This window comes from Isoptericola jiangsuensis (assembly GCF_002563715.1).
GTDB lineage: Bacteria > Actinomycetota > Actinomycetes > Actinomycetales > Cellulomonadaceae > Isoptericola > Isoptericola jiangsuensis.
The window spans coordinates 2,303,398-2,328,181 of sequence record NZ_PDJJ01000001.1 but is presented as its reverse complement, the minus strand read 5'-3'; the positions used below and the strand labels follow the sequence as shown (position 1 = coordinate 2,328,181).

The 24,784-nt window shown below is 75.8% G+C and carries 24 protein-coding genes; 14 read left to right on the top strand and 10 right to left on the bottom strand.

Annotated elements, in window-relative coordinates:
* Entirely contained in the window at nucleotides 1-408 is a 408-nt protein-coding gene (locus ATJ88_RS10640) for a GNAT family N-acetyltransferase (RefSeq protein ID WP_211287498.1), read from the bottom strand.
* Between the two features lie 99 nt (nucleotides 409-507).
* Between ATJ88_RS10640 and ATJ88_RS10635 the strand changes: the two genes are divergently transcribed.
* Nucleotides 508-1,230, top strand: coding sequence for an alpha/beta fold hydrolase (locus tag ATJ88_RS10635; protein WP_098463800.1), 723 nt, complete (start codon nucleotides 508-510; stop codon nucleotides 1,228-1,230).
* 15 nt (nucleotides 1,231-1,245) lie between these two features.
* Here the strand turns inward: ATJ88_RS10635 and ATJ88_RS10630 are convergent, their stop codons facing one another.
* The 4 genes from ATJ88_RS10630 to ATJ88_RS10615 all read right to left on the bottom strand — a co-directional run bounded on the left by ATJ88_RS10630 (nucleotide 1,246) and on the right by ATJ88_RS10615 (nucleotide 7,280).
* Nucleotides 1,246-1,662 (bottom strand): type II toxin-antitoxin system VapC family toxin, encoded by a 417-nt coding sequence (locus tag ATJ88_RS10630; protein WP_098463799.1) that lies wholly within the window; start codon nucleotides 1,660-1,662, stop codon nucleotides 1,246-1,248.
* Nucleotides 1,659-1,889 (bottom strand): FitA-like ribbon-helix-helix domain-containing protein, encoded by a 231-nt coding sequence (locus ATJ88_RS10625; protein ID WP_098465276.1) that lies wholly within the window; start codon nucleotides 1,887-1,889, stop codon nucleotides 1,659-1,661. Before ATJ88_RS10625 ends, ATJ88_RS10630 begins: the two co-directional genes overlap by 4 nt.
* 38 nt (nucleotides 1,890-1,927) lie before the next feature.
* Nucleotides 1,928-4,414 (bottom strand): DNA gyrase/topoisomerase IV subunit A, encoded by a 2,487-nt coding sequence (locus tag ATJ88_RS10620; protein WP_098463798.1) that lies wholly within the window; start codon nucleotides 4,412-4,414, stop codon nucleotides 1,928-1,930.
* A gap of 148 nt (nucleotides 4,415-4,562) precedes the next feature.
* Nucleotides 4,563-7,280 carry an ATP-binding protein gene (locus ATJ88_RS10615; RefSeq protein WP_098463797.1) on the bottom strand — a complete coding sequence of 906 codons (2,718 nt, stop codon included), beginning with the start codon at nucleotides 7,278-7,280 and terminating at the stop codon, nucleotides 4,563-4,565.
* A gap of 141 nt (nucleotides 7,281-7,421) precedes the next feature.
* On the opposite strand from ATJ88_RS10615, the gene ATJ88_RS10610 reads away from it, so the two are divergent.
* On the top strand, nucleotides 7,422-8,513 hold the full coding sequence (locus ATJ88_RS10610) for a class I SAM-dependent methyltransferase (RefSeq protein WP_098463796.1): 1,092 nt from the start codon (nucleotides 7,422-7,424) through the stop codon (nucleotides 8,511-8,513).
* 50 nt (nucleotides 8,514-8,563) lie between these two features.
* Nucleotides 8,564-10,687, top strand: a complete 2,124-nt coding sequence (locus ATJ88_RS10605) for an alpha/beta fold hydrolase (protein ID WP_098463795.1) — start codon at nucleotides 8,564-8,566, stop codon at nucleotides 10,685-10,687.
* Between the two features lie 18 nt (nucleotides 10,688-10,705).
* Here ATJ88_RS10605 and ATJ88_RS10600 read toward each other — a convergent pair whose 3' ends face one another.
* Nucleotides 10,706-11,446: a hypothetical protein gene (locus ATJ88_RS10600; RefSeq protein WP_098463794.1), complete on the bottom strand. Its 741-nt coding sequence runs from the start codon at nucleotides 11,444-11,446 to the stop codon at nucleotides 10,706-10,708.
* Nucleotides 11,447-11,589: 143 nt separating this feature from the next.
* Between ATJ88_RS10600 and ATJ88_RS10595 the strand changes: the two genes are divergently transcribed.
* From ATJ88_RS10595 to ATJ88_RS10580, 4 genes are read left to right on the top strand one after another with little or no spacing between them, the layout of a single operon-like run.
* The gene (locus ATJ88_RS10595; RefSeq protein ID WP_098463793.1) at nucleotides 11,590-14,292 is read left to right on the top strand and encodes a GNAT family N-acetyltransferase; all 2,703 of its coding nucleotides are present in this window, start codon (nucleotides 11,590-11,592) and stop codon (nucleotides 14,290-14,292) included.
* Between the two features lie 60 nt (nucleotides 14,293-14,352).
* On the top strand, nucleotides 14,353-14,952 hold the full coding sequence (locus ATJ88_RS10590; RefSeq protein ID WP_098463792.1) for a DUF5998 family protein: 600 nt from the start codon (nucleotides 14,353-14,355) through the stop codon (nucleotides 14,950-14,952).
* Nucleotides 14,949-16,157, top strand: a complete 1,209-nt coding sequence (locus tag ATJ88_RS10585) for an alkaline phosphatase family protein (protein WP_098463791.1) — start codon at nucleotides 14,949-14,951, stop codon at nucleotides 16,155-16,157. Before ATJ88_RS10590 ends, ATJ88_RS10585 begins: the two co-directional genes overlap by 4 nt.
* A gap of 12 nt (nucleotides 16,158-16,169) precedes the next feature.
* Nucleotides 16,170-16,817 (top strand): thymidine kinase, encoded by a 648-nt coding sequence (locus tag ATJ88_RS10580; protein ID WP_098463790.1) that lies wholly within the window; start codon nucleotides 16,170-16,172, stop codon nucleotides 16,815-16,817.
* Between the two features lie 31 nt (nucleotides 16,818-16,848).
* On the opposite strand, the gene sepH is transcribed toward ATJ88_RS10580, so the two are convergent.
* Complete coding sequence (sepH, locus tag ATJ88_RS10575; protein ID WP_098463789.1) at nucleotides 16,849-18,021, bottom strand: septation protein SepH; 1,173 nt, start codon at nucleotides 18,019-18,021, stop codon at nucleotides 16,849-16,851.
* 136 nt (nucleotides 18,022-18,157) lie between these two features.
* Between sepH and ATJ88_RS10570 the strand changes: the two genes are divergently transcribed.
* From ATJ88_RS10570 to ATJ88_RS10560, 3 genes are all read left to right on the top strand, one after another.
* Nucleotides 18,158-18,823 (top strand): trimeric intracellular cation channel family protein, encoded by a 666-nt coding sequence (locus ATJ88_RS10570; protein ID WP_098463788.1) that lies wholly within the window; start codon nucleotides 18,158-18,160, stop codon nucleotides 18,821-18,823.
* Complete coding sequence (locus tag ATJ88_RS10565) at nucleotides 18,820-19,665, top strand: inositol monophosphatase family protein (protein ID WP_245852351.1); 846 nt, start codon at nucleotides 18,820-18,822, stop codon at nucleotides 19,663-19,665. Before ATJ88_RS10570 ends, ATJ88_RS10565 begins: the two co-directional genes overlap by 4 nt.
* Before the next feature lie 221 nt (nucleotides 19,666-19,886).
* Entirely contained in the window at nucleotides 19,887-20,186 is a 300-nt protein-coding gene (locus ATJ88_RS10560) for a DUF4193 domain-containing protein (protein WP_098463786.1), read from the top strand.
* Nucleotides 20,187-20,279: 93 nt separating this feature from the next.
* Here ATJ88_RS10560 and ATJ88_RS10555 read toward each other — a convergent pair whose 3' ends face one another.
* Nucleotides 20,280-20,774: a DUF3093 domain-containing protein gene (locus ATJ88_RS10555; protein WP_098463785.1), complete on the bottom strand. Its 495-nt coding sequence runs from the start codon at nucleotides 20,772-20,774 to the stop codon at nucleotides 20,280-20,282.
* A gap of 43 nt (nucleotides 20,775-20,817) precedes the next feature.
* Here ATJ88_RS10555 and dut point away from each other — a divergent pair, with 43 nt between their 5' ends.
* From dut to ATJ88_RS10535, 4 genes are all read left to right on the top strand, one after another.
* Nucleotides 20,818-21,300 carry a dUTP diphosphatase gene (gene dut, locus ATJ88_RS10550; protein ID WP_245852349.1) on the top strand — a complete coding sequence of 161 codons (483 nt, stop codon included), beginning with the start codon at nucleotides 20,818-20,820 and terminating at the stop codon, nucleotides 21,298-21,300.
* A gap of 92 nt (nucleotides 21,301-21,392) precedes the next feature.
* Nucleotides 21,393-22,130, top strand: a complete 738-nt coding sequence (locus tag ATJ88_RS10545; protein WP_098463784.1) for a DUF3710 domain-containing protein — start codon at nucleotides 21,393-21,395, stop codon at nucleotides 22,128-22,130.
* Nucleotides 22,131-22,135: 5 nt separating this feature from the next.
* Nucleotides 22,136-22,504, top strand: coding sequence for an OB-fold nucleic acid binding domain-containing protein (locus tag ATJ88_RS10540; protein ID WP_098463783.1), 369 nt, complete (start codon nucleotides 22,136-22,138; stop codon nucleotides 22,502-22,504).
* Nucleotides 22,501-23,301, top strand: a complete 801-nt coding sequence (locus ATJ88_RS10535; RefSeq protein WP_245852348.1) for a DUF3159 domain-containing protein — start codon at nucleotides 22,501-22,503, stop codon at nucleotides 23,299-23,301. The genes ATJ88_RS10540 and ATJ88_RS10535 overlap by 4 nt, the downstream gene beginning before the upstream one ends.
* 92 nt (nucleotides 23,302-23,393) lie before the next feature.
* On the opposite strand, the gene ATJ88_RS10530 is transcribed toward ATJ88_RS10535, so the two are convergent.
* Together ATJ88_RS10530 and ATJ88_RS10525 are read right to left on the bottom strand one after the other, a co-directional pair.
* On the bottom strand, nucleotides 23,394-24,068 hold the full coding sequence (locus tag ATJ88_RS10530) for a potassium channel family protein (RefSeq protein ID WP_098463782.1): 675 nt from the start codon (nucleotides 24,066-24,068) through the stop codon (nucleotides 23,394-23,396).
* Nucleotides 24,068-24,730, bottom strand: a complete 663-nt coding sequence (locus tag ATJ88_RS10525; protein WP_098465273.1) for a potassium channel family protein — start codon at nucleotides 24,728-24,730, stop codon at nucleotides 24,068-24,070. Before ATJ88_RS10525 ends, ATJ88_RS10530 begins: the two co-directional genes overlap by 1 nt.
* Between the last annotated feature and the right edge of the window lie 54 nt (nucleotides 24,731-24,784).

The window sequence follows — 24,784 nt, the reverse complement described above, 5'->3', positions numbered from 1 at the left end:
TCAGGAGAGCGTGCGCAGGAGCCACGCCCCCGGCTCGTCGAGGTCGTCGAACCCGGCCTTGCGGTAGAGGTCGTGGCCCTCGGGCGACGCCTTGAGCAGCACGCGGCGCACGCCCGCCAGGTCCGCCATGACACCGTCCACCAGCAGCGTGCCGAGCCCCTGGCGGCGGTGGTCCGGGTGGACGACGACGTCGGCGACCCACGCGAACGTCGCGCCGTCCGTCACCGCGCGGGCGTAGGCCACCTGCGTGCCGTCGTCGGTGTACACCCCGTAGCTGCGCGACCCCGCCACCGCGGCGTCCTGCACGGCGCGGGAGCGACCCAACGCCCAGTACTGGGTCGACAGGATCGCGTGCACCCAGTCGGTGTCGATCCGGTCCGTGTCCGCGGAGAACTCGTACGTCGTCACCCGGCGATCCAACCACCGGGCACCGACCCGCGCGGCGGGCGTCCACCCGGCGGGTCGGCACCCTGCGGGTGTGTCGGTGGTCACGCCTAGGTTCGAGGGATGGATGTCATCCTCGTACCGGGCTTCTGGTTGAACGCGTCCGCCTGGGACGCCGTCACCCCGCCGCTGGTCGCGGCCGGGCACACCGTGCACCCCCTCACCCTGCCGGGCATGGCCTCGGGCGACGACGACCGCTCCGGCGTCACGCTCGCCGACCACGTCGCCGCCGTCGTGGAGCAGATCGACGCGCTGCCCGCGGACGCCGAGGTCGCCCTCGTCGGTCACTCCGCCGGCGGCGGGCTGGTCTACGCGGCCTCCGACGCACGCCCGGGCCGCGTGGCCCGGGTCGTGTACGTCGACTCCGGCCCGTTCGCCGACGGTCAGGCGGTGGACGCGGACCTGCCCGCCGACGTCGTCGACCACGACCTGCCGGACTGGGCGGACCTCGACGACCAGTCGCTGGTCGGGCTCACCGACGAGCTCCGCCGGCAGTTCCGGGAGCGGGCCGTGCCGCAGCCGGGCGCGACGGTCCGCGAGCCGCACCGGCTCTCCGACGACCTGTCCCGCCTCGACGTCCCGACGACCGTCGTCGCCTCGGAGATGCCGTCCGACGTGCTGCGCGGCCTCATGGCGCAGGGCCACCCGTACGTCGCCGAGCTGTCCCGGCACCACGACTACGAGATCGTCGACCTGCCGACCGGGCACTGGCCGATGTTCACTCGCCCGACCGATCTGGGAGACGCGATCGCCGCGGCGCTCGCCCCTCGTACCGGCGAGGGGTGAGGACCGGCGCGGTCGTCACCGACCGGTCGAGGCGTCGATCAGCTCGACCGGGCAGCGGCCGAGCTGATCGGCCGCCCGTCCGAGGCGCCGGTCCGCCGTGAGGAGGGTGGCGCCGAGCGACTCCGCCAGGGCGACGTAGGTCGCGTCATAGACGGTCAGGTTCGCCCGGAGCTCCCAGACGCGCCCCAGCAGCGGCTCGATCGGCCACCGGTCGGCGCGCAGCGCGGCGAGATCCTCGAGCGCGCCCTCCGCGCGCTGGGCGGGGACGTGACCTCCCGCGACCCATCCGCGCAGCACGGACGTCACCTCGACGACGGCGAGGTGGGGCAGGTGCAGCGAGCCACCCCCACCGACCCGTCGCGCGGCCTCCCGGCCGGCAGGGCTGCCGACGAGAAACTCGGCGAGGACGGACGCGTCGAGGACGAGCGTCACCGGCGAGCGGCCCGCTCGTCGGCGAGCACGTCGGCGGCGCTCCGCGTCGGGGCGTAGGTTCCTCGCGCCTCGATCCGTGCGCTCAGCTCGGCCAGGGTCGGGCGGCCGGTGAGCTCCTGGAGCTCGTGGAGCACGTACTCCGAGAGGCTCTGACCGGCCGCGGCCGCCCTGACCTTGAGGATCTGCTTGACGTCGTCGGGGACGTCCCTCACCTGGAGCGTGGACATGCACACCACACTACGCGCATGCACCTTGCATGGGAAGGTCAGCCGATCGCGGCGACCGGACCCGCCAGCGGCACGCCCGAGCCGTCGCGGCGCAGGTTGTCCTCCGGCAGGTCGACGGGCTGGCCGCCGGACCCGACCGCGCGGGCCGGGCCCTCGCCCACCCAGGCCAGGACGATCGCGTCCTCGCCCTTGAGGAACCGGTGCGCGCGCACGCCGCCGGTGCCGCGGCCCTTGCCGGGGTAGAGCTCGTACGGCGTGACCTTGACCGACCCGCCGCCCGTGCCGGGCAGCGCCCCGGAGGCCCCGGCGAGCGTGACGACGGTGTGCAGGTCGCGCGTCGCGGCCCGCGCCACGCCGAAGAACACGACCTGCTGGCCCGCGCCGAGGCGGATGCCGGCCATCCCGGCCGCGGCCCGACCCTGCGGACGCACCGCGGAGGCGTCGAAGTGCAGCAGGCTCGCGTCGGACGCCACGAACACCAGCTCGTCGCCCTCGCCCGCCGGTGCGGCACCCACGACGGCGTCGCCGTCCTTGAGGGCCACGACCTCCCACACGTCACCGTTCTTCGGGGCGTCCCCGGCGGCGACGCGCTTGACCACGCCCTGGCGGGTGCCGAGCGCCAGCGTGGGGGCGTCCTCGGCGAGCGACACCACGGCCACGGGCTCCTCACCGGCCTCCAGCGTGACCATCTCGCGCACCGGGACGCCGCCGGACAGCGACGGCGGCCCGTCGGTGGCGGGCAGCGCGGGCAGCTCGAGCACGGACAGCTTGTGCAGCCTGCCCGTGGTCGTGACGAGGCCCACCTCGGAGCGCGTCGACGTGCCGACGTCGCCGAGCAGCGCGTCGTGCGCGTGGCGCCGTCCCGCCCGCTCGACCGGCGCCTCGGCGCCCTCGCCCGACGTGCGGGCCAGCAGCCCGGTCGCGGACAGCAGGACCCGCGTGGGGGAGTCCTTGATCTCCAGGTCGATCGCGGGCGCGTTGCGGCCCCGTGCGGGGACCGTCGCCTGCGACGACGCGGTGCCGCCGGCGGAGTCCAGCAGGACGGTGCGACGCGGCGTGCCGTACGTCGCCGCGACGTCGGCCATCTCGTCGGACACCACGCCGCGCAGGCGTGCCTCGTCCGCGAGGATCGCCTCCAGCGCGGCGATCTCGGCCTCGAGCTCGGACTTCTCCGACTCCAGCTCGATGCGCGAGAACTTCGTCAGGCGGCGCAGCTGCAGGTCCAGGATGTACGTGGCCTGCGGCTCGGACAGGTCGAACACGGACCGCAGGCGCTCGCGCGCGGCGGAGGCGTCGTCCGAGGACCGGATGACCTGGATGACCTCGTCGATGTCGAGGATCGCCACCAGCAGACCCTCGACGAGGTGCAGGCGGTCCTTGCGCTTGCCGAGCCGGTACGTGGACCGGCGGCGCACGACGTCGATGCGGTGGTCCACCCACACGCGCAGCAGCTCCAGCAGGCCCAGGGTCCGGGGCTGCCCCTCCACGAGCGCGACGTTGTTGATGCCGAACGAGTCCTCGAGCGGTGTGGCGCGGTAGAGCTGCTCCAGCACGGCGTCGGGGTCGAACCCCGTCTTGACCTCGACGACGACGCGCAGCCCGTGGGCGCGGTCGGTGAGGTCCTGCACGTTGACGACGCCCTGGATCTTCTTCGCCTTGACGCCGTCGGCGATCTTCTCGATGACCTTCTCCGGGCCGACCGTGTACGGCAGCTCGGTCACGACGATGCCCTTGCGGCGCGGGGTGACGTTCTCCACGCGCGCGGTGGCGCGGGTGCGGAACGTGCCGCGGCCCGTGCGGTAGGCGTCGCGCACGCCGTCGAGGCCGACGATCTTGCCGCCGCTGGGCAGGTCGGGACCGGGGACGAACCGCATGACGTCCTCGAGCGTCGCGGCCGGGTTGTCGAGCAGGTGCCGGGCCGCGGCGACGACCTCGACGAGGTTGTGCGGCGGCATGTTCGTGGCCATGCCCACCGCGATGCCGGACGCCCCGTTGACGAGCAGGTTCGGGATGGCGGCGGGAAGCACCTCGGGCTGGGTGAGCTTGTTGTCGTAGTTCGGGACGAACTCGACGACGTCCTCGTCGAGGCCGGCCGTCATGACGGTCGACGGCGCGGCGAGCCGGGCCTCGGTGTACCGGGGGGCGGCGGGGCCGTCGTCGAGCGAGCCGAAGTTGCCGTGCCCGTCCACCAGCGGCAGGCGCAGGGAGAAGTCCTGGGCGAGCCGCACGAGCGCGTCGTAGATGGCGGCGTCGCCGTGCGGGTGCAGCTTGCCCATCACCTCGCCGACCACGCGGGACGACTTCACGTAGGGCCGGTCGGGGCGCAGGCCCATGTCGGCCATCATGTAGAGGATCCGGCGCTGGACGGGCTTGAGGCCGTCCCGGGCGTCGGGCAGCGCACGCGAGTAGATGACGGAGTACGCGTACTCGAGGAACGACGTCTCCATCTCCTGCGCGACGTCGATGTCGACGATCTTCTCGTCGAACGGCTCGTCGGCGACGGGTGCGGGCTTCGTGCGCGCCATGCGGTGCGGCTCCTGGTGGCTCAGCTCGGGTGGTCGGGCCCGCCGTGCCGGGGACACGGACAGGCGTTCGAGGGCAGCGTAGCGCCAGCCGAGGACGAAACCTCGACGACAGGGCGCAGGGTCCCGCGGTCGGCTCGGGCGCTCGACCTCAGCCGCCGTCGGTGAGCAGCGCCGCGAGCTCGTCGCGCGAGTGGACGTCGAGCTTCGTGTACACCTTGCGCAGGTGGTACTCGACCGTCTTGGGCGACAGGTACAGGGCCGCGGCGGCCTCCCGGGTGGTGCTCCCGTCGGTGAGCAGCAGGGCCACCTGGAGCTCCTGGGACGTCAGCTCGGCCCGCCAGCCCGTGCCCGAGCGCTGCACCGACTCGCCGGTCGCGGTCAGCTCCGCGGCGGTCCGGTCGGCCCACCGCCGCGCCCCGAGCCCCTCGAAGAGCCCGAGCGCCGCCCGGAGCTGCTCGCGGGCGTCCACCCGCCGCCCTGCCCGGCGCAGGCGCTCGCCGTACGCGAGGTGCGTGCGGGCGGTCTCGAACGCGTCCCGGGTGCTCGCGTGCAGCGTGAGCGCGGCCCGGAAGGCGTCGTCGACGTCGTCGTCGGCGAGCAGCCCCGTGGTGCGGCGGGCCCGGGCGAGGGCCCACGGCCGGCCCTTCTCCTCCGCGGCGGCCACGTAGCCGGGCGCGATCTCGCGGGCCCGGTCCACCTCGCCGGTGCGCACGAGCGCCTCGACGAGCTCCGGCACGGGGGACAGGTCCGGGTCGGCGAGGCCCTGGCCGGCGAGCAGGTCCTGCAGCGTCGAGAGCTCGCGGACGGCGGTGCCGGCGTCGCCGTCGGACAGCGCGAGGTCGCCGAGGGCGAACCGGACCCAGGCGGCGAAGAACTGCAGGTCACCCTGCGTGCAGAGCGCGGTGGCGGCCGCGGCGTCGGCACGGCAGCCCTCGGCGTCGCCCTGGTGCGAGGCCAGCCAGCAGCGCCCGGCGAGCGAGGCGGCGAGCTCCGTGGTCTGCCCGGTCTCGCGGGCGACCTCGATCGCGAGCGAGTAGTCGGCCTCGGCGCGGTTCCAGCTCTCGACGGTGGCCTCGTACCGCGCGATGACGAACAGCAGGCCGGGGAGCGCGGCGGGCGTCGCCGCGCGGCGTGCCTCGGTCACCCGCGGGCGCACGGAGGACTCCCCGGAGGTGTCCCGCAGGAACAGCGGCGCGGACATCACCCACGGCCACCGCAGGTCCCCGGCGGCGGGCGCGCCGGCCGCCTCGAGGAGCGGGACCGCCGCGCGGAACTCCGCGGACCCGTCCCGGCCGGCCAGCACGTGCGCGACGCCGCACGCGAGCAGGGCGACGGCCCGGGAGACGGGCTCGGTGAGGTCGGGGAGCGTGTCGGCGAGCTCGTCCGCGAGCCCCGACGCCGTCGGGGTGCTGCCGAGGAACAGTGCGGCGTGCACGCCGTCGGCCAGCAGGCGGGCCCGGGTCGCGGCGTCGGGCGCGCGGTGGGCGAGGTCGACGAGCATCTCCAGGGCGCGGCGCAGCGAGCCCGTGTGCACCGCGACGGTGGCGCGCAGGTCGTCGGCCGCGAACGCCACGGCGGGCTCCGGCCGTAGCACCGCCACCTCGTCCAGCAGCGCGAGGGCGCGCGGGGCGTCCCCGGCGGCCCAGGCGTTCTCGGCCGCCCGCACGAGCCGTCCGGCACGCTCGGCGGGCGTCACGCTGAGCCCGGCGGCCCGCTCGAAGCTCGTCGACGCCACGGCGCAGCCCCAGCGGTCCACGGCGCGCTCGGCCGCCGCCTCGACGAGCCGGGCCACCTGCGCGTCGACGCCGCCCACCGACTCCGCGAGGTGCCAGGCGCGGCGGTCCTCGTCGCCGGGAAGCAGGGCGTCGGCCACGGCGCGGTGGGCCGCCCGGCGCTCCGTCGCGGGGCGCCGGGTGTACGCCACCGACTGCAGCAGGGGGTGGCGGAACACGACCCGGCCGCCGGCGGTGCGCACGAGCCCGGCGTCCTCGGCCGGACCGAGGTCCGCGGCGTCCGCACCCAGGGCGCGGGCCGCCGCCGTGGTCGTGGCGAGGTCGCCGTCCGCGACCGCCGCGACGAGCAGCGCCGCCTGCGCGGCCGCCGGGAGCCGGGCGACGCGGTGCTCGAAGGTGCGGGCCACGGCCTCGGGCACCGCCGCCGGCAGCCCGGGCATCTCCGCGCCCGCGTCGGGGTCGGTCGCGAGCTCGACGAGCGCCAGGGGGTTGCCGCCCGTGCGCCGGTAGAGCTCCGCGAGGCGCTCCCGCGGGACGGGGGAGCCCAGGGCGTCCTCGACGAGGACCCGCGCCTGCTCCTCGGACACCCCGCCGAGCCGTCGCACCGGCAGCCCCTCGACGGCCGCCGCCGCCTCCGGGTCGCGACCCGCGAGGACCATCGCCACCGGGTCGGCGGCCAGCCGACGCGCCGCGAAGGTCAGCGCCTGCACCGACGGCACGTCCAGCAGGTGCAGGTCGTCGACCAGCACCACGACCGGCGACTCCTCGGCGCACCGCGTGAGCGTGGCGAGCGTCGCGGCGCCGACGGCCAGCCGGTCGCCGCCGGCGGGGGCGCCGAGCGCGAGGGCGGAGCGCAGCGCGTCCCGCTGGCGCGCCGGCAGGGTGTCGACCCGGTCGAGGACCGGCGCGAGGAGCTGGGACAGGCCGGCGAACGCCACCTCCGTCTCGGAGGTGGCCCCCTGGGCGGTCAGGACCCGGCACGTCCCGCCCGCCCGCCCGGCGGCGTCGGTCAGCAGGGAGCTCTTGCCCATCCCGGGCTCGCCGAGCAGCGCCGTCGCGCCGCCGCGGCCGAGGCGCGCCCCGGCGACGAGCCGCCCCAGCGCGGCCACCTCGTCGTCCCGCCCCACGAGCATGCCCCGAGTCTCGACCAGGGGGGCGGTCGTCGCACCACCAGGTGGGTCCCCGGACGCGGCGGCCCCGGCCCGGTTCCTAGCGTCGGGGGAGTGACGGGACACCTGCCGGCGACGGGCCGGCACCCGACGAAGGAGAAGGACATGACCACCCTGGAGAACCCGCCGACCGAGGCGCCCGCCATCGACATGGACGCCCTCATGGCGTTCGTCGGCCGCGCCGTCGGCGACGCCGGTGCGACCCTCAACACCGCCCTGGTCGTGCTGGGCGACCGGCTCGGCCTCTACCGTGACCTGGCGGCCCACGGCCCGAGCACGCCGGCCGAGGTCGCGGACCGGACCGGCACCGCCGAGCCGTACGTGCGCGAGTGGCTCAACGCCCAGGCCGCGGGCGACTACGTCACCTACGACCCGGCGTCGGCCCGCTACACCCTGGAGCCCGAGCAGGCGGTGGCGCTCACCGTCGAGGACAGCCCGGCGTTCCTGCCGGGGCTGTTCCAGACGGCGCTCGGCGCCCTGCACGGCACCGAGCACATCGTCGAGGCCGCGCGCAACGGCACCGGGTTCGGCTGGCACGAGCACACCCACGACGTCCACGCCGGCACCGAGCGGTTCTTCCGCCCCGGCTACCACGCGAACCTCGTGGCCGCGTGGCTCCCGGCGCTCGACGGCGTCGTCGACAAGCTGCAGCGCGGGGCCACCGTGGCCGACGTCGGCTGCGGCTTCGGCGCCTCGACGATCCTCATGGCGCAGGCGTTCCCGGCCTCCACGTTCGTCGGCTACGACTACCACGAGGGGTCGATCGAGGCGGCGCGCGAGCGGGCGGCCGAGGCCGGCGTGGCCGACCGGGTGCGGTTCGCCGTCGCGACGGCGGACGGTTTCGACGAGACGGGGCTGGACCTCGTGACGATGTTCGACTGCCTGCACGACATGGGCGACCCCGTGGGGGCCGGGCGGCACGTGCTCGACGCCCTCGCCGACGACGGCACCTGGATGATCGTCGAGCCGGCGGCCGGGGACCGCGTCGAGGACAACCTGCACCCCATCGGCCGCGCCTATTACGGCTTCTCGACCTTGCTGTGCACGCCGTCCTCGCTCTCGCAGGACGTCGGGCTCGCCCTCGGCGCGCAGGCCGGTCCCGCGCGGATCCACGACGTCGCCACCGCCGCCGGGTTCGGCCGGTTCGAGGTGGCCGCGCAGACGCCCTTCAACCTCGTCTACGAGGTGCGGCGCTGACGGCGCGAGCCGGAGGCCCGGGGAGCAGACTGAGGGACGGGGTGAGGACGATGGGGGCACCGGTCCGGCCGGACGTCACGGGCGTCGTCGTGCGCGACGGCGTGCGGGTGGCGTGGGACCTCTACGAACGGCCGGGCGCGCCGACGGTGCTGCTGCTGCCGACGTGGTCGATCATCCACTCGCGGTTCTGGAAGCTCCAGATCCCGTTCCTCGCCCGGCGATACCGGGTGGTCGTCCTCGACGGACGGGGGTGCGGCCGGTCCGACCGGCCTCACGACCCGGCCGCCTACTCGCCCGACGAGTACGCCGCCGACGCGGTGGCGGTCCTCGACGCCACGGGGACCGCCTCCGCCGTCGCCGTCGGCCTGTCGGCCGGCGCGACGTGGGGCGTCGCGCTCGCCACGGCGGCGCCCGAGCGGGTGGACGGCTTCGTGGCGATCGCGCCGTCGATCCCGAGCCTCGCGGGCCCGCTGCCCGACCGCGGGCAGTCGTTCACCGAGCCGCTCGCCACCACCGAGGGCTGGGCGAAGTGCAACCTGCCGTACTGGCGCCAGGGCCCGGCCGCCTGGCGGGACTTCCTCGACTTCTTCTTCGCCCAGGTGTTCTCCGAGCCGCACTCGACGAAGCAGATCGAGGACGCCGTGGGCTGGGGCCTCGAGGCCGACCCCGAGGCGCTCGGCGCCGCCACGGTCGGCGCGGGGGAGCACCCCGTGACACCGGAGCGGTGCGCGCAGGTCGCCTGTCCCGTGCTCGTGATGCACGGCGACGACGACCGGAACACCTCGCACGAGGTCGGCGCGCGGCTCGCGGAGCTCACGGGGGCGCGGTTCGTCACCATCGGGGGTGGCGGCCACGTGCCCCTGTCCCGCGACCCGGTGGTCGTCGACCGGCTGATCGAGGAGTTCGTCGACTCCCTCACGCCGCCGGTGCGCACGACGCGGCGCAGCACATGGACCCGGGCGGCCGTGCGCCGGCGGCGGGCCCTGTACCTGTCCTCGCCGATCGGGCTCGGGCACGCCCGCCGTGACGTCGCCGTCGCGCGCAAGCTGCGCCGCCACCACCCCGACCTGGAGGTCGACTGGCTCGCCCAGCACCCGGTGACGCAGGTGCTGGCCGACGCGGGCGAGCGGGTCCACCCGGCGTCGCGATGGCTCGCCAGCGAGTCCGCGCACATCGAGGACGAGTCCGCCGACCACGACCTGCACGCGTTCCAGGCCGTGCGACGCATGGACGAGATCCTCGTGCACAACTTCCTCGTGTTCGACGACGTCGTGCGCGAGACGCCGTACGACCTCGTCGTCGCGGACGAGGCCTGGGACGTCGACTACTTCCTGCACGAGAACCCCGAGCTCAAGCGGTACTCCTACGCCTGGATGACCGACTTCGTGGGCTGGCTGCCCATGCCGTGGGGCGGGGGAGCGGAGGCCGCGCTGACCGCCGACTACAACGCGGAGATGATCGAGCAGCGCTCCCGCTACCGGCGGCTGCGGGACGCCTCGGTGTTCGTCGGCAATCCCGGCGACGTCGTGGACGACGCGTTCGGGCCCGGCCTGCCCGGCATCCGGGAGTGGACCGAGCGCAACTTCTCGTTCTCCGGCTACGTCACCGGCTTCGAGCCCCCGGACGAGGCCGACCGCCGGGCCGCCCGGGAGTCCCTCGGCTGCCGCCCCGACGAGCTGCTGGTGCTCGTCACCGTGGGCGGGTCCGGCGTGGGCGAGGCGCTGCTGCGGCGCGTCCTCGACGCCGCGCCGCTGGCCCGCCGCCGCCGACCCGAGCTGCGATTCGTCGTCGTCGCCGGGCCCCGGATCGACCCGGCGGCCCTGCCGCGGCACGACGGCGTGGACGTCCTCGGCTACCTGCCGGACCTGTACCGCCACCTCGCCGCGTGCGACCTGGCCGTGGTGCAGGGCGGCCTGACCACCTGCATGGAGCTCGCCGCCGCCCAGCGCCCGTTCCTCTACGTGCCGCTGCGCGACCACTTCGAGCAGAACCTGCACGTGCGCCACCGGCTCGACCGGTACGCGGCGGGCCGCTGCGTGCCGTACGAGGACGCCTGCGACCCCGACCTGCTCGCCGAGGAGATCGTCAAGGCCGTGGGCACCGAGGTCCGCTACCGGCCCGTCGAGACCGACGGCGCCGCCCGGGCCGCGGCGCTCCTCGCCGACCTCTTCTGAGCCCGGACGACTCTGAGCTCAGACGGTCCGCAGCCCGCGCCGGGCGACGAGCGGGTCGGGGTACTCGGCCTGGACGGCGTCCCGGACGACGGCGGCGAGCACGGCCGTCCGCTCGGCGGCGTCGTCCACGGACAGGGACCCGGCGGCCACGGCCGCGTCGATCCGCCGGCCGGCGTCCGTCGTCAGCGCGCGGACCAGGCTGCCCGCGCCCACCCCCCGGGCGTCCGCCACCGAGGCGAGGGTCGCCCCGTGCTCCGCCAGGGCCGTGCGCAGCTCCTCGACGGTCAGGCCCAGCGTGACGGCGGCGCAGGCGTGGTCGACGACCGGCACGTCCTCGTCGGTCGACGTGCCCGACGCCGGGACCGAGGCCGTGCCCGCCACCGCACCCGGCACCGCGCGGGACGAGCCGCCGGACGGGGTGCCGGTCCGGCTGCCCGGCGACGTCACGGTCGTGGTCCGGGTCGCCGTGCGACGCCCCGTGACACCGGCGACGGCGGCGTCGCGCTGCTCCGCGGTGATCGTCCCGTCGTCGACGAGCTCCTGCAGGGCCGCCGCCCAGCGGGCCGCCGCGGTGTCGGTCGCCGTGCCGGACCCCGTGCCGGTCCGCGCGAGAGTCGGGGCGCCCACGACGACGGTGGTCCGCACGGTCTCGTCGGTCGTCGTCGCCAGGTCTTCGGCGCTCGCGGCGGACCCGACGCCGAGCGCGGCCAGGCCGAGCGCGGAGGCGGTCGCCGTCGTTCGCCAGAACCGTCGCCTCATCGTGGTGCTCCTCGTCCTCGCAGGTCCTCGGGATCGGTGCCACCGTGGCGCGCGAACCTCGGACGAGCCTGCGGCGAACCTGGGGATCACCTGTCGGCGCGGTCGTCGGCGCGGTCGTCGCACGCAGCGGCTAGCCTGCTCGGATGGACGCCGCCGGTTCCGCCTACCCCGTCGAGTGGGAGGCCGACGTCGTGCTGCGCGACGGCAGCACGATGCACGTGCGGCCGATCCGCCCGGACGACGCGGACGCCCTGCAACGCTTCCACACCGGGCAGTCGGAGCGGTCGACGTACTTCCGGTTCTTCGCGCCGATCGCCCGGCTCACCGACCGGGAGCTGCGACGCCTGGTGGAGGTCGACCACACCGGCCGGGTCGCACTGGTCGCGGTGCGGCCGGGCCGCGCCGACGACGGCACCGAGCGGGACGACATCCTCGGCGTGGCGCGGTTCGACACGATCGCGGACGGCGAGGCGGAGGTCGCCTTCAACATCGCGGACTCCCTGCAGGGCAAGGGGCTGGCGTCGGTGCTGCTGGAGCACGTCGCCGCCGCGGCGCGCGAGCGCGGGCTGCGCCGGTTCACCGCGGAGGTCCTGCCGCAGAACGGCGCGATGCTGGGTGTGTTCCGCGACGCGGGGTACGAGATCTCGCAGCACCTGGACGACGGCGTGGTGTCGGTCGGCATCGACCTGGACCCCACCGAGCGGTCCCGCGCGGTCATGGCCGACCGGGAGCACCGCGCCGAGGCGCGGTCGATGGACGGGCTGCTGTCGGCGCGCCGGGTCCTGCTGGTCGGTGCCGGCCCCGACGCGTCGACGCCGGAGGGCCTGCTCGCACGACGGGTGCTGGACGCGGCCGCCGCCGACCCCGGCGACACGGAGCTGGTGGCGCTCGACGTGCCCGGTGACGTCCCCGCCGGGGTACGGCTCGCCGTCGGCTGGGACGACGTCGGCGAGGTCGAGCTCGCCCTGCTCGCGGTGCGGCCCGAGACCGCGGTCGACGTCGTGCGCCGGGTCGCGCTGGCCGGCGCCCGCGGCGTCGTCGTGCTGTCCGGGGGCTACGCCGAGTCCGGGCCCGAGGGGCTGGAGCGCCGCCGGGACGTGGTCCGCACCGCGCACGCGGCCGGCCTGCGCGTGGTGGGACCGGTGTCGTTCGGCCTGCTCACCACCACCGGCGGCGCGGGCCTGCGCGCCTCCCTCGCGCTGCACGCCCCCGCCCCCGGCGTGGTCGGGCTGTTCTGCCAGTCCGCCGCGGCGGCCGTCACCCTCACCGCGACCCTGCGGCGGCGCGGGCTCGGGGTGTCCTCGCTGGTCTCGGCCGGGCACCGGGCGGACGTCTCCGGCAACGACCTCATGCAGTACTGGCTCGACGACGACGGCACGCGCGTGGTCTGCCTCTACCTGGAGTCCATCGGCAACCCGCGCAAGTTCTCCCGCATCGCGCGCCGGCTGTCCGCGGTCAAGCCCGTGGTGGTGGCGACGGCAGGCAGGTCCGGGCACGTGGTGCCGCCCGGGCACGCCGTCCGCGCCACCCACGCGCCCCGCCGCCTGCTGGACGAGCTGCTGCGCCAGTCGGGCGTCATCCAGGCCGACAACACCCACCAGCTCATGGACGTCGCCCAGGTGCTCGCCCACCAGCCCCTGCCCGCGGGCAACCGGGTCGGCATCCTCGCGTCGTCGTCGGCGCTCGCGGTGCTGGTCGCCGAGGCCGCGGCCTCCGAGGGGCTGGTCGTGGCGGCGTCCAGCGACTACCTGCAGCCGCACGCGCACGAGGACGACATCGCCCGGGCCGTGGACGCCCTGTACGCCCCCGGGGCGTGCGACGCCGTCGTGGCGGTGGACGTCCCCGTGGTGCAGCCCCGCACCGGTGCCGTGGCGCGGGCGGTGGCGCAGGCCGCGGCGCGCACCGGCCGGACCACCGTGGTGTCGATGCTGGGCCTGCACGGCATGCCGGACGAGCTGACCGCCCCCGCCCCGGACGGCTCGCTGGTGCACGTCCCGGCCTTCTCGACGCCGGAGGACGCGGTCGTCGCGCTCGGCAAGGTGGCCGAGCACGCCCGGTCCCGCGCCGAGGACCGCGGTCACTACGTGGCACCCGACGGGATCGACACCCGCCGCGCCCGCCGGCTCGTCGAGGACTGGCTCGCCGCCGACGGGGCGCACGAGCTCTCCGAGGACGACGGCGCGGCCCTGCTCGACTGCTACGGCATCCGGCTGTGGCCCGCCCGGCTCGTCCGCACCGCCGACGAGGCCGTGGCCGCCGCCGACGAGGTGGGCTGGCCGGTCGCGCTGAAGAGCTCGTCCCCGGCGCTGCGGCACCGCACCGACCTCGGCGGGGTGCGGCTCGACATCACCGGCCCCGAGGACCTGCGCGACGACGTCGCCCGGCTGTGCGCGGTCGCGCGGGACGTCGTGGGGGAGACCGACCCCGCGTTCGAGGTGCAGGCGATGGCGCCGAAGGGTGTGGCCTGCGTCGTGCGGTCCGCGGAGGACCCCCTGTTCGGCCCGATGGTGTCGTTCGGCCTCGCGGGCGACGCCGTCGACCTGCTCGACGACGTGGCGCACGGCATCCCGCCGCTCACCGACGTCGACGTCGCCGCGATGGTGTCCACCGTGCGCGCCGCGCCGCGCCTGTACGGGTACGGCGGCGCCCCGCCGGTGGACGTCGACGCCCTGGAGGACGTCCTCGCGCGCGTCTCCGTCATGGCCGACGACCTGCCCGAGCTCGCGGCGTTCGAGCTGTACCCCGTGGTGGTCGGCGCCGACGGCGCGTCCGTGCTGCACGCGTCGGGCCGGCTGCGGCTCGCGGGCCGGCGCGCGGACGCGCTGCGCCGGGCCCTGCCGGGGTAGCGCGTGCACCTCCGACGACGCGCATGGCCCGGGACCCCGCGACAGTGGGACAATGCGCAGGTGCCTTCCGCGACCACCCGCAAGAACCTCCGTGACGAGCTCGACGCCCACATCTACCGTGCGGGCTACTACCCCGACCTCGTGACCGACGTCGTCGACGTGGCCCTCGCCGACGAGACGGTCCTCGCGCACCTCGTGCAGGCCGAGACGACCTTCGACAGCCAGGTGCGCCGCCACCTCACCGTGCTGGCGCTGACGCCGACCCGCCTGGTGACCGCGCACGTCGACGACCACGAGGGCGACGCCGCGAACCCGTCCTCGGCCGCCGCCACCACCGAGGCGGTGCCGCTGGCCGAGATCCGGTCCGTGGCGCTCACCCACGTCGTGGCCGAGCCCGCCGAGCACCGGCCGGGGGACAGCGCCGCCGAGCTGACGCTCGCGATCGGCTGGGGCGCGGTCTCGCGCATCGACCTGGAGCCCGCGCAGTGCCCCGACCCGGGATGCGACGCCGACCACGGGTTCACCGGACAGATGACGCCCGACGACGTCGTGGTGCGGGTGAGCAGCGCCGCCGAGGGGCGGGACGCCGTGCGCCGGGCCATGGCCTTCGCGCGCGAGCTGTCCGCCGCCACCGGGACGGGCGGGCGCGCCACCCGATGAGCACGATCGTCCTGCCGGACGACCTCACGGCGCCCTCGTACGGCACGGGATCGCTCGCCGCGGTGCTGCCCGCCGTCGCCGGCAGCCTCGGGATCGACGTCACCACCGCCACCGGCATCGAGTCCGGGACCGCCCGCGCCGCGCTCGGCCTGCCCGACGCCCGCCGGGTCGTCGTCGTGCTCGTCGACGGCCTCGGGATGCACAACCTCGCCGAGCGGGGCGGCCACGCCCCGTTCCTTCGGGGCCTGCTGCGCGACGGCCGCACCGTGACCACGAGCGCGCCCTCCACCACGGCGGCGGCGCTGGCGACGTTCGGCACCGGCACCTCGCCCGGCCTGACGGGCATGCTGGGCTACACCCAGCGCAACCCCGCGACCGGTGGCCTGGCGACCCTCGTGTCGTGGACCGAGCAGTCCGACCCGTACCGGCCCGGACCCAAGATGTCCGGCACGTTCGGCGTCGACCCGCAGGACCTGCAGCGCGAGCCGACGGTCCTGGAGCAGATCGGGGCCGCGCTCCCCGTCGTCGCGCCCGGCCGCGCCAAGTTCGCCGGGTCCGGCATGACGCGCGCCGCGCTGCGCGGCCCGCGCCACGTCGTCGCGGAACGGGCCGCGGACGCCGTCGACGCCACCGTGCGGGCCCTGCGCGCCGAGGGCCTGGTGTACCTCTACCTCGGCGACGTCGACAAGACCGGCCACCGCGACGGCCCCGACTCGTGGCAGTGGGGGCACGCCCTGGAGGAGGTCGACGGCGAGCTGCGCCGCCTCGCCCGGTCCGTCCCGCGCGGCACGGTGGTCGTCGTCACCGCCGACCACGGGATGGTCGCCACCGACCCGGCGCGCCAGCACGACGTCGCCACGCACCCCGAGCTCGCGCGGGACGTCGCCCTGCTGGGCGGCGAGCCGCGGTTCGGCCACGTCTACGCCGCGCCCGGCGCGGACGTCGCGGCGCTCGCCACCCGCTGGGCCGACGCCCTCGGCGACGACGCGCTGGTGGTCACGGGTGCCGACGCGGTCGCGGCCGGCTGGTTCGGTCCCGTCGCCGACCACGTCCGGCCCGTCGTCGGGGACGTGCTGGCCGTGGCCCGGGGCCGCGCCACCGTCGTCGACTCGCGGATCCACCCGGCGCCCGCCCGGCAGATGCCCGGCGTGCACGGGTCGCTCACCCCCACCGAGATGCACGTCCCGCTGCTCGTCGCGGCCTGAGGAGGACCATTCATGGCCGAGCTCGTCTTCTTCTCCGGGACCATGGACTCCGGCAAGTCCACCCTGGCGCTGCAGACCGACCACAACCACCGGGCGCGCGGCCGGCGCGGCATCATCTTCACGCGCGACGACCGCGCCGGTGCGTCCCGGCTGTCGTCCCGGCTCGGGCTGGAGGTGGACGCCCGCGAGGTCGGTGACGACACCGACTTCTGGGCCGTCATCGAGGCCGAGGGGCGCGAGGGGCGGCCCGTGGACTACCTGGTGTGCGACGAGGCGCAGTTCTACTCGCCGGAGCAGGTGGAGCAGCTCGCGCGGCTCGTCGACGAGACCGAGATCGACGTGTTCGCCTTCGGGATCACCGCCGACTTCCGCACCCGCCTGTTCCCGGGTTCCGCGCGGCTCGTCGAGCTCGCGGACCGCGTCGAGGTGCTCCAGGTCCGTTCGCTGTGCTGGTGCGGGGCGCGGGCCACGCACAACGCGCGCACGGTGGACGGCGTCATGGTGGTCGAGGGCGACCAGGTCGTCGTCGGGGACGTGCGCTCCGGCGCCGGCGAGGTGGCGTACGAGGTGCTGTGCCGCCGCCACCACATGCGCCGCATGACGGCCGACGCCGCCCGGAGGCGCGCGCCGGCCACCGGCACGCTGCTCGACGTGCCCTGACCCGCCCCCCGTCCGAGGAGGCGGGGCCGGGTCAGGGGGAGGAGGGGCGCGCCCCGCCGAACACGATCTCGTCCCACGACGGCACCTGCGGGCGCCCCTTGCGGCCGCCGCGGCGCGCGGCCGACGGCTTGGCGTCCGCCGACGGCGGGGACGGCGGCGCCGGCACCTCGCCGACCACGGTGCGCGCGGCGTCGATCGTGGGCCGCGGCCGCGCGGGCGGGGCGTCCGCGCCGAGGTCGTCGTCGAGGACGCCCTGCGTGGCCACGTCGGGACCCTGCCGCCCCGACGAGTCGTCGTGGTCCGCGGGCGGGTCGGCCGCGTCGCGCGGCACCGGACCGGGCTCGTGCCCGGACGCGGCGTCGGCCCCCACGGGCACCGGCTCCGGCGGGCCGGAGCGTCCGGCGTCGCGGCGCGCCCCGAGGTCGACGATCCGGGCCGGGGCGGGGTCCGCGTCGTCCGGGCCCTCGGCGTCCCGGTCGCCCGGGGCCTCCGGGTCAGGGCGACCCGGGCGGTTCCGCGACGGCCGCTGCCCACGCCGGTCGGCGAGGTCGTCCAGGAGTCGCGCCGTGGAGTCGTCGGCCGGGACCGGCCGACGCGCGGCCGGTCGGCCCGCGGGCACACCGAGGATCTCGGGCGAGAGGGGGTCGTCGGGCTGGCCGAGCCACCGGGCCTCGTCGTCGACCGACTGCACCGCCCGGCCGCGCGGGTCGAACGACCAGGTGGCGGTCCGCTCGCGGTCGCCCGCCACGAACCGGACCTCGACCTGCCACGGTGCCGAGCCCTCGCGGCGCGCCGACCAGGTCGCGCCGTCCCGTTCGACGCCCCGCGCCACGAGCCGCCGGTCCGCCAGCTCACCCAGGGTCGTGGCGGACTCCGGGTCGACGCGGTGGGAGCGCACCTGCGCCACGACGTGGTCGCGCTCGGCCACGACCGGCCACTCGTACCGCTGCACGTGCTCCAGGGGAAGCCCGGACTCGGCGGCGAGCTCCTCCGCGGACGCGCCCGCCCGCAGGCGCGCCTGCACCTCGCGGGGTCGCAGCGTCGCCTCGGACTGGGCGCGCAGCGCCTCCGTCCGCGGCCGGTCGCGCCGCACCGCGGCCCGCAGGGCCTCGGTGATCGCCAGGGTGTGCTCGACGCCCCCGGGCCCGCGCAGGACCAGGCGCTCGGCGTCCTCGTGCAGCGTCACGAGCTCCAGCTCGGCCATGGTTCCTCCTCAGCAGCCCGCCCGCGCGGCGGGCCCGCTCGTTCGAGGGTGCCACCCGGTGCGCGGCTGCGGACGCAGGCGCGTCGGTGTGCCGCGCATTCTCGCCGCCCCGCGGCACGCCTGGGAGGATGGCGCCATGGAGACTCTGGCCGCCGGAACGACGGTCCTCGAGCTGGTCGCGGTGTTCGTCTCGGCCGTCTCGGGCGGGCTCGCCGCCGTGCGCAAGAAGTTCGACGTGTTCGGGGTCCTCGTCCTGGCCTGGGTGTGCGGCCTGGGCGGCGGGATCCTGCGCGACGTCCTCATCGGGGACACCCCGCCCGTCGGCATCTCCCAGTGGCCGCTGGTCGTCGCGGCCGTCGGCGCCGGGCTCGTCACCTGCGTCCTGCACCCGGGCCTCGCGCGGCTGCGGCGCAGCGTCATCGTGCTCGACGCCGCCGCGCTGTCCCTGTTCGTCGTCCAGGGCACCACCAAGTCCCTCGAGCTCGGCGCCGGGCTCCTCGCGTCCGTCGTGGTGGGCGTCCTGACCGGCGTGGGCGGCGGCGTGCTGCGCGACATGCTCGTGGGGGAGGTGCCGCTCATCTTCGCCGACCGGCAGCTCTACGCCATCCCCGCCATCCTGGGCGCCGGGGCGGTCGGCCTGCTGTGGACGGCCGACCTGTGGTCCTGGTGGACGGCCGTCCTCGTCGCGGTCGTCGTGCTCGGCTTCCGGCTGCTGGCGCTGTGGCGGGGCTGGCTCGTGCCGCACGTCGGGGTGGGATGGACCGGCCGGTGGGGTCGCGACTCGGGCAGTATGGACACGTGACCACCTCACCGCGCGTCCCGTCCGAGCCCGACGTCGCCGCCCTGCGGGACCTGGCCCGTCGCCTGGCCCTGGAGGCCGGCGCGCTGGTCCGCGGCGGCCGCCCCGACCGGGTGGAGGTCGCCGCCACGAAGTCCAGCGACGTCGACCCCGTGACCGCGATGGACCGGGCCTCCGAGGAGCTCCTGCGGCGCCGGATCGCCGTGCACCGGCCGCACGACGCGGTGCTGGGGGAGGAGGGCGGCTCCGCAGCGGGGACCAGCGGCCTCACGTGGGTGGTCGACCCGATCGACGGGACCGTCAACTACCTCTACGGCGTCAGCTCGTGGGCCGTGTCCGTCGCCGTGGTCGCCGGTGACCCGGACCCCGCGTCGTGGACCGTCCTGGCCGGGGCCGTGCACTCGGTCGTGGACGGCGTCACGTGGTCGGCGGGCCGCGGTCAGGGCGCCGACCGGGACGGGACCGCGGTGCAGGTCCGCTCGGCGGCCTCCTTGCAGACCTGCCTGGTGGGCACCGGGTTCGGGTACGACGCCGACCGCCGGGCCCACCAGGCGCAGGTGCTCGTGCACGTGCTGCCCCGCGTGCGCGACGTGCGCCGTCTGGGGTCGGCCGCGATCGACCTGTGCCTCGTCGCCGACGGCTCCCTCGACCTCTACTACGAGCGCGGACTGAACCCGTGGGACATGGCGGCGGGCGGTCTCGTGGCCGCCGAGGCGGGTGCCCGCGTGTCCGGCCTGCACGGCGCGCCGGCGACGTCGGACATGACCGTGGCGGGCGTCGCGGAGCGTCAGGCCGAGCTGGTCGCGCTGCTCGAGTCCGCGGGAGCCGACGCCCCCGGTCGTTGACCTCGGCACGCACCTGTCCACACCCCGGAACGGGCCGGTCGTCGGCCGCCGGTGTCGTAGTGTTCGTGCAGGTCAGACCGCATGTGACCGGCACGACACCGCGTCGTGTCGCGAGCCCGGCGCCGATGGTGCAGAATCCGGTGGCCGAACGGGAACAAAACCTGACCGCCGAGCATTATCAGCGCGTACCGATCCAGAGAACACGGAGCGTGACACCAGACATGGCCACCGATTACGACGCACCCCGCAAGAACGACGAGGACAACGAGCAGGACTCGATCCAGGAGCTCCAGGCCCGTCGTTCCGACAAGTCGTCGGGGGTCGTCGACGAGGACGAGACCGAGGCCGCGGAAGGCTTCGAGCTCCCCGGCGCCGACCTCTCCGGCGAGGAGCTGGCCGTCCGCGTCCTGCCTCGCCAGGCGGACGAGTTCACGTGCTCGAGCTGTTTCCTCGTGCACCACCGCAGCCAGCTGGCCTACGAGAAGCAGGGCCAGATGATCTGCACCGAGTGCGCGGCCTGACGGCCCCGCACCCACCCGTACCGACACACAGGCCGTCACGTCCTCGACGTGACGGCCTTCGTCGTACCCCGGCGCCGGCGAGCGCCGCCCGGGTCAGCCCCCGGCCCCCGCGGCGACCAGCGCCTCGGCCAGCTCGTCCGGGCGGCGGGTCGAGACCAGCCAGTAGGGGGTCGGGTCGCCGGGGTCCCGCAGCTCGACCCGCAGCCCGGTGCGGGCCCAGCTGCGCAGGCACACGTAGGCGCGGGCGTCGAGGTCGGGACCGAGCGCGACCCGCATCTCCTCGGCGCTGAAGATGGGGGTGACCCGGCCCAGCAGGTCCACGGGGACCCGGGCCGGGCCGGCCCGCAGCACCCCGTCGCCGACCTCGACCACCGGGGACGTCGCCACCAGGGCCACCACGGTGGCCGCGCCCACGAGGACACCGACGCCGGGAGCCATGAGCGGCTGCAGCGGGAGCATGATCACGGCGGCGATCACCCCGAGCCCGAGGGCGATCAGCCAGGCGCCGGGACCGGGCAGGAGCCGCTCGCGGAAGGGGGCGGGGACGGGCTCTGGGGCGTGCCCCGGTCGGGCGGACACGTCGTTCATGGGGACATCATCGCAGGCCCGGCAGGTCGGATAGGCTGCCCCGGTGCCTCATGACCCGAACCTGTCGGCGACCGACCCGAGCACGGTGGACGTGCTGGTGACCCTGCTCGACGGCGTCCCCGCCCCGTCGTACGCCCACCCGGGTGACGCGGGCGCCGACCTGGTGACCACCGTCGACGTCGAGCTCGGCCCCGGCGAGCGGACGCTGGTGCCCACCGGGATCGCGATCGCGCTGCCCGAGGGCTACGCCGCGTTCGTGCACCCCCGCTCGGGCCTCGCGGCCAAGCACGGTGTCACGGTCGTCAACGCCCCGGGCACGATCGACGCGGGCTACCGCGGCGAGGTCAAGGTGATCCTCGCGAACACCGACCCGCGCGAGACGGTGCGGCTGCGGCGGGGCGACCGGGTCGCCCAGCTGGTCGTCCAGAAGGTCGAGCACGCCCGCTTCCTGGTCGCCCGGACCCTGCCGGGGTCGCACCGCGGCGAGGGCGGGTTCGGCTCCAGCGGAGGGTTCGGCCGGGCCTGACCTGCGGGTTCACGGACCGTCGGCCACGGCGGTCTACGCTGGGAGAGGTACGGCGCAACGCCGTGCCGACCGACGAGACAAGGAGATCCCTGGTGGGTCTGTTCCGGCGCAAGGCGTCGTCGACGCAAGCCGAGTCCGCGCTCGAGGGCGAGAGCACCCCGGCAGGCCAGGAGGCGCAGGCTGCCGCCGCCGCCCCCGACGCGCCCCAGCGCGGGCCGTTCGACTCCTCGCAGGTGTCGGTCATGGGTCCGCGGGTCGACCTCGGCGCCATCTGGCTGCCGGTCCTGCCCGGCCTCCAGCTGCGCATGGAGGTCGACAAGAAGTCGCAGAAGGTGACCGGCGTCGCCGCCTCCCTGCAGGGTTCCGTGCTGCAGGTGCAGGCCTTCGCCGCCCCGCGCACCGACGGCATCTGGGACGAGGTGCGCGAGGAGATCGCGACCTCCCTGACCAAGCAGGGCGGCACCGTGGACGACGTCCCCGGCGTCTTCGGCCGCGAGCTCATCGCCCGCGTCCCCGCCACCGCGCCCGACGGCACGACCGGCGTCCGCCCGGCCCGCTTCGTCGGCGTCGACGGCCCCCGCTGGTTCCTGCGCGGCGTCCTGTCCGGCCGGGCCGCCGTGGACCCGGAGGCCGCGAAGCCGCTGGAGTCCGTGTTCGCCAACGTGGTCGTCGTCCGCGACGGCAGCCCGCGTCCCCCGCGCGACCTCCTCGCCCTCACGCTGCCCGAGCAGGCCCGCAAGGACGCCGCCGCGGCCCCGGTCGACACCGGCGACGAGGCCCCCGCGTTCGACCCGCTCAAGCGCGGGCCCGAGATCACCGAGATCCGCTGACGGCCATGTCGCTGCGCACCCTGGTCCGGTCGGCCCTCGCCTCCACCGACGACGTCGCCGCCGACGACGAGCGGCACGCCGCCGCGGAGGTCGTCGGCTGCACCCCCGTCTCCGACGCCGCGCCGCGCTGCCGCGTGTCCGTGTCGGGCGTCCTGCGTTCCGTCGTGCTGCACCCGCGCGGCGAGGTCCCCACGGTCGAGGCCGAGCTGTTCGACGGCACCGGCTCCCTCGACCTCGTGTGGCTCGGCCGCCGCGAGATCGCGGGCATCGAGCCGGGCCGCCGCCTGCGGGTCGACGGCATGGTGACGCTCCGCGACGGCCGCCGCACGCTGTACAACCCCCGCTACGAGCTGCGCGCCTGGGCGGGCGAGTGAGCACGCCCCCGCCCCAGCCGTCGTCCGGCACCCCCGAGGTGTCCGACACCGCCAAGGTCACCGCGAAGGCGGCCCGCGGCGTCCGCGCCGTCGTCGGGGACGAGTTCTCGTTCGGCTCCGCCGTCGGCGGGGTCCGCGGCATGGTCGAGGCGATCCTGCCCGGCCTGGTGTTCGTCGTCGTGTTCGTCGTGACGCAGGACCTCACCTGGTCGCTGGTGTCGTCCAGCGCCGCGGCGCTGGTCGCGGTGGTGGCGCGGCTCGTGCAGCGCACCCCCGTCACCCAGGCCCTCGGTGGCGTCCTCGGGATCGCGGTCGGCGTGTTCTGGGCCTGGCGCACCGGTGACGCGGAGGACTTCTACGCCGTCGGGCTGTGGACCAACGCCGCCTACCTCGTCGCGTTCCTCGTCTCGATCGCCCTGCGCTGGCCGCTGGTCGGGCTGTTCGTCGAGGCGATCCGCTCCGGGTTCGCCGAGCAGGCCGTCCAGAAGGCCGCCGAGGCCGACCGGCCCGACGACGAGCGGGGCACGGCCGGGGCCACCGAGCCGAGCCCGTGGGCAGCGCTCGTGGCGTGGCGCCAGGACCGCGACCTCGTGCGCCGGTACACGCTGGCCAGCTGGTTCTGGGTCGGCCTGTTCGGCATCCGGCTGGCCGTCAAGGTGCCGCTCTACCTCGCCGGTGACGTCGGCTGGCTCGGCACGGCCCACCTGGCGCTCGGCATCCCGCTGTGGGGCCTCGTGCTCTGGCTCACCTGGGTCGTCGTGCGCGGCGCACCACGGCCCGCCGCCGCACCCGCCTGACGGGCGGCGCGACCACCTGCGCCGACCGGGGGCCCGGTCCGGGGGAGACCCGGACCGGGCCCCCGGTCGTCGTGCACGGCGCGTGCGCGGGCTCAGCCCAGCTCGGGACCCTCCACGACGAGCTGCTGCAGCGCCGCGGTGTCGGCCTCCCGGCCCGTGACCAGCATCAGCTCGTCGCCCACCTCCAGCGCGTCGTCGCCCGTCGGCGCGAACGGGCGGGTGCCGCGCACCACGCACGCCAGCACCGTGTCGGCCGGCCAGCGCACGTCGCTGACGCGCAGCCCCACCAGCGGCGACTCCGTCGGCAGCGTCACCTCGAAGATGTCGGCCCCCGACTGGTGGAACGTGAAGATCCGCACCAGGTCGCCGACGGCCACGGCCTCCTCGACCATCGCCGTCATGATGCGCGGCGTCGACACCGCGACGTCGACGCCCCAGGACTCGTCGAACATCCACTCGTTGCGGGGGTTGTTGACGCGTGCCACCGTGCGGGGCACCGCGAACTCCGTCTTGGCCAGCAGCGAGAACACCAGGTTGACCTTGTCGTCGCCGGTGGCTCCCACGACGACGTCCGCCGACCCGACGTCCGCGCCCGCCAGCGACGTCGTCTCGCACGCGTCCGCCAGCAGCCAGTCGGCGTCCGGGACCTGCGACACGCGCATCGCCGACGGGTTCTTGTCCACCAGCACGACCTCGTGGTCGTTGGCCAGCAGCTCGGCGGCGATCGACCGGCCCACCGAGCCGGCGCCCGCGATGACGACCCGCATCAGCCGCGCTCCTCGTGCTCGGGACCAGGGGCGTGGGTGAGCAGCCGCTCCACGCGCGGGGCGTCGTCGCTGTGCATCAGCACGTGCAGCACGTCGTTCTCCTGGAGCAGGGTGTCGGGGCCGACGATCGTGCCCTCCGCGTACCGGGTGAGGAACGCCACCCGGGCGCGCGTGGTCGCCTCGATGCGGCGCACGGACAGGCCCAGCCAACCGGGGTGGTAGTCCACCTCCGCGAGCCGGACCGCGCCCGACGGGTCGCGGTACTCGTCCGTGGCGCCCAGCGGCAGCATCCGGCGCAGCACCTGGTCGGCCGTCCAGCGGACGGTCGCCACCGTCGGGATGCCGAGCCGCTGGAACACCTCCGCCCGGTGCGGGTCGTAGATGCGGGCCACGACGTGCTCGATCCCGAACGTCTCGCGCGCCACCCGGGCCGCGAGCACGTTCGAGTTGTCGCCGTCGGACACCGCGGCGAACCCGTAGGTGTCCTCGATACCCGCCTGCTTGAGGGTGTCCCGGTCGAACCCGACGCCGGTGACCCGGTGCCCGCTGAAGTCCGCGGGCAGCCGTCGGAACGCGTCCGGGTTCTGGTCGATCACGGCCACCGAGTGACCGTTCGACTCGATCGTCTGGGCGAGCGTGGAACCCACGCGGCCGCAGCCCATGATCACGAAGTGCACAGCCGAAACGCTATACCCACCGGTCACGCGGCGCCGACC

Bases quoted from the DNA above. Each gene is read 5' to 3' on its own strand.
- ATJ88_RS10605 (WP_098463795.1), top strand. From the start codon at position 8,564: ATGGGGGCACCGGTCCGGCCGGACGTCACGGGCGTCGTCGTGCGCGAC.
- ATJ88_RS10530 (WP_098463782.1), bottom strand. From the start codon at position 24,068: ATGCGGGTCGTCATCGCGGGCGCCGGCTCGGTGGGCCGGTCGATCGCC.
- ATJ88_RS10595 (WP_098463793.1), top strand. From the start codon at position 11,590: ATGGACGCCGCCGGTTCCGCCTACCCCGTCGAGTGGGAGGCCGACGTC.
- ATJ88_RS10540 (WP_098463783.1), top strand. From the start codon at position 22,136: ATGTCGCTGCGCACCCTGGTCCGGTCGGCCCTCGCCTCCACCGACGAC.
- ATJ88_RS10635 (WP_098463800.1), top strand. From the start codon at position 508: ATGGATGTCATCCTCGTACCGGGCTTCTGGTTGAACGCGTCCGCCTGG.
- ATJ88_RS10620 (WP_098463798.1), bottom strand. From the start codon at position 4,414: ATGGCGCGCACGAAGCCCGCACCCGTCGCCGACGAGCCGTTCGACGAG.
- ATJ88_RS10610 (WP_098463796.1), top strand. From the start codon at position 7,422: ATGACCACCCTGGAGAACCCGCCGACCGAGGCGCCCGCCATCGACATG.
- ATJ88_RS10625 (WP_098465276.1), bottom strand. From the start codon at position 1,889: ATGTCCACGCTCCAGGTGAGGGACGTCCCCGACGACGTCAAGCAGATC.
- ATJ88_RS10555 (WP_098463785.1), bottom strand. From the start codon at position 20,774: ATGAACGACGTGTCCGCCCGACCGGGGCACGCCCCAGAGCCCGTCCCC.
- ATJ88_RS10570 (WP_098463788.1), top strand. From the start codon at position 18,158: ATGGAGACTCTGGCCGCCGGAACGACGGTCCTCGAGCTGGTCGCGGTG.
- ATJ88_RS10560 (WP_098463786.1), top strand. From the start codon at position 19,887: ATGGCCACCGATTACGACGCACCCCGCAAGAACGACGAGGACAACGAG.
- ATJ88_RS10585 (WP_098463791.1), top strand. From the start codon at position 14,949: ATGAGCACGATCGTCCTGCCGGACGACCTCACGGCGCCCTCGTACGGC.
- ATJ88_RS10600 (WP_098463794.1), bottom strand. From the start codon at position 11,446: ATGAGGCGACGGTTCTGGCGAACGACGGCGACCGCCTCCGCGCTCGGC.
- ATJ88_RS10580 (WP_098463790.1), top strand. From the start codon at position 16,170: ATGGCCGAGCTCGTCTTCTTCTCCGGGACCATGGACTCCGGCAAGTCC.
- sepH (WP_098463789.1), bottom strand. From the start codon at position 18,021: ATGGCCGAGCTGGAGCTCGTGACGCTGCACGAGGACGCCGAGCGCCTG.
- ATJ88_RS10615 (WP_098463797.1), bottom strand. From the start codon at position 7,280: ATGCTCGTGGGGCGGGACGACGAGGTGGCCGCGCTGGGGCGGCTCGTC.
- ATJ88_RS10525 (WP_098465273.1), bottom strand. From the start codon at position 24,730: ATGGGCTGCGGCCGCGTGGGTTCCACGCTCGCCCAGACGATCGAGTCG.